Genomic DNA, 2,885 nt, shown 5'->3' with positions numbered 1-2,885 from the left:
GGCCCGACGGGGTGCCTCACACCAGGGGTGAGGTGCTGCCACTGTGACACTCACCGGCCCTTTCCGTGAAGGTGCAGCCTTGCCGACCTGGGTTGCGGGCTCGGCGCCGACGCGCTCGCCGCCGCCCGCGCCGGCATCCGGGTGCACGGGGTGGAGGCCGACCCGGTGACCGCCGCGATGGCCGCCGCGAACGCGGAGGCGGCGGGGCTGGCCGAGTGGTTCACCGTCGAGTGCGGGGACGCGACGTCGTTCGACGTGACCCGGATCGGGGCGGTCTTCTGCGACCCGGCCCGGCGGAAGGCCGGCACCGGGCGGCGGATCTTCGACCCGAACGCCTACTCACCGCCCTGGGACTTCGTCACCGGGCTGGCCGAGCGGGTGCCGCGCACCGTGGTGAAGGTGGCCCCGGGGCTGGACCACGCGCTGATCCCGGCCGGGGCCGAGGCGGAGTGGGTCAGTGTGGACGGCGACCTGGTCGAGGCGGCCCTCTGGTGCGGCGCGCTGGCCGCGGTCCCCCGCCGCGCCACCCTGCTCCGCGCCGACGCCGTGCACCTGCTCACCGGGGCGGGCGACGCCGAAGCCGCGGCCGGGCCCGTCCGCCGCTTCCTCTACGACCCGGACCCGGCGGTGGTCCGTGCGCACCTGGTCGCCGAACTGGCCGGCGAACTCGACGCCACCCTCGCCGATCCGACGATCGCCTACCTGTACGCCGACGCCGCCCGACCCACCCCGTTCGCCCGGTGCCTGGAGATCACCGACGTGCTGCCGTTCTCGCTGAAGCGACTGCGCGCGCTGCTGCGGGAGCGCCGGGTCGGCCGCGTGGAGATCCTCAAGCGCGGGTCGGCGCTGGAGCCGGAGAAGCTGCGCCGGGACCTGAAGCTGGCCGGCGACGGCGCGGCCAGCCTGGTGCTGACCCGGGTGGCGGGCACCCCCACCGTCCTGCTCTGCCGGCCGGTGCCGGCCGAGGCCGCCGGGGCGGCCCCGCCCACCTGACGGTTTCGACTCGCCCCGGAGCGGCGACCGGGTTAGCTTGTCGGTCATGGCGGGACAGGGCACTCCGGCGACGGCACTGCTGATCCGGCGCAAGATCGCCCACAGCACCCACCCGTACGACGTCTCCCCGGACGCGCCGAACTACGGCGCCCTGGTCGCGGCGGCCCTCGGCGTGCCCCCGGAGCGGGTCTTCAAGTCGCTGGTCACCGAGGTGGACGACGGCCTCACCGTGGCGGTCGTCCCGGTCACCGGGGAGCTGGACCTGAAGGCCCTCGCGGCCGCCGTGGGCGGCAAGCGGGCGGCCATGGCGGACCGGACGGTCGCCGAGCGGACCACCGGGTACGTCCGGGGCGGGATCAGCCCGCTCGGCCAGCGCAAGCGCCTGCCCACGGTGGTCGACGTGTCCGCGCTGACCCAGCCGACCGTCTACGTCTCGGCCGGTCGGCGGGGCCTGCAACTGCAACTCGCGCCGGCCGATCTGGTCGCGCTGACCGACGCCGTCACGGCGCCGATCGCCACCGCCTGAACCGGCCCGGCGGGGCGGTTTGGGAGCGTTTCCGGACGTCAGGCGGGGAGCGCTCTCAGCGGGGTGACAGCCGGGTGACAGTCGCGTTGCTGAATTGTTACCGCCGCCAACAAAACTCTGACCTCGCCAGTCTTGCGCCTCCCCGCCGGCGAGGAATACGTTGCCGGACACAACAAAACACCGACTACTCCCCCACCCTCCGAAAGGACCCGTGCACATGCGCAAGGGCTTCCTCACCTTCGCGGCCGTCGGTCTCCTCGCGACCGGCAGCATGGCCGCCTGTGGTGACAACGGCGGTAACTCCGACCAGGCCGGCGGTTCGAACGACAAGAAGCCGAAGATCGGCGTGATCCTCCCGGACAGCAAGTCCTCCGCCCGCTGGGAGGGCGCGGACCGCAAGTTCCTGGAGGACGCGTTCAAGGCCGCGAACGTCGACTACGACATCCAGAACGCCCAGGGCGACAAGACCCAGTTCCAGACCATCGCCGACCAGATGATCACCAGCGGGGTCACCGCCCTGATGATCGTCAACCTGGACTCCGGCACCGGCAAGGCCGTGCTCGACAAGGCCAAGTCGCAGGGTGTGGCCACCATCGACTACGACCGGCTGACCCTGGGCGGCTCCGCCCAGTACTACGTCAGCTTCGACAACGAGGCGGTCGGCAAGCTCCAGGGCGAGGGCCTGAGCAAGTGCCTGACCGACAAGGGCGCCAAGAACCCGGCGATCGCCTACCTGAACGGCTCGCCGACCGACAACAACGCGACCCTGTTCAAGAACGGGTACGACTCGGTCCTCAAGCCGAAGTTCGACTCGAAGGAGTACACCAAGGTCGCCGACGACTCCGTGCCGGACTGGGACAACGCCCAGGCCGCCACGATCTTCGAGCAGCAGCTGACCAAGGCCGGCGGCAAGATCGACGGTGTGCTGGCCGCCAACGACGGTCTCGGCAACGCGGCCATCTCGGTGCTGAAGAAGAACAAGCTCAACGGCAAGGTCCCGGTGACCGGCCAGGACGCCACCGTCCAGGGCCTGCAGAACATCCTCGCCGGCGACCAGTGCATGACCGTCTACAAGGCGATCAAGGAGGAGGCGAAGGCGGCCTCCGACCTGGCCATCGCCGTCGCCAAGGGTGAGAAGAAGGACACCGGCCAGACGGTCAAGGACCCGGAGGGTGGCCGTGACGTCCCCGCCGTCCTGCTGACCCCGAAGGCCATCTACAAGGACAACGTCAAGGACGTCGTCGCCGACGGCTTCGTCACCAAGGACGAGCTCTGCACCGGCAACTACGCCAAGCTCTGCGCCGACGCCGGCATCAGCTGACCTGTCCCACCCGCCTCAGGCGGCGCCGCCCGGCACGGGTTCTCC

Annotated in this window: 2 protein-coding genes and 1 pseudogene; all 3 read left to right on the top strand. The window is 71.3% G+C overall.

What is annotated here, in order from left to right:
• Positions 1-75: 75 nt before the first annotated feature.
• Positions 76-993 (top strand): annotated as a pseudogene (locus ACWEVO_RS34190) (THUMP-like domain-containing protein); the annotation flags it as partial.
• A gap of 46 nt (positions 994-1,039) precedes the next feature.
• A complete protein-coding gene (gene ybaK, locus ACWEVO_RS34185) occupies positions 1,040-1,519 on the top strand; it encodes a Cys-tRNA(Pro) deacylase (protein WP_452311547.1) in 480 nt (159 codons plus the stop codon).
• A gap of 217 nt (positions 1,520-1,736) precedes the next feature.
• Positions 1,737-2,840 (top strand): sugar ABC transporter substrate-binding protein, encoded by a 1,104-nt coding sequence (locus ACWEVO_RS34180; protein WP_452311546.1) that lies wholly within the window; start codon positions 1,737-1,739, stop codon positions 2,838-2,840.
• Positions 2,841-2,885: the final 45 nt, after the last annotated feature.

Source organism: Micromonospora sp. NPDC003776 (assembly GCF_053605645.1).
Note: the sequence above shows the minus strand (reverse complement) of the source record. Positions and strands in the feature narration are given on the sequence as shown.

Excerpts from the sequence above, each read along its gene's own strand:
- ybaK (WP_452311547.1), top strand. The coding sequence starts at position 1,040 with ATGGCGGGACAGGGCACTCCGGCGACGGCACTGCTGATCCGGCGCAAG.
- ACWEVO_RS34180 (WP_452311546.1), top strand. The coding sequence starts at position 1,737 with ATGCGCAAGGGCTTCCTCACCTTCGCGGCCGTCGGTCTCCTCGCGACC.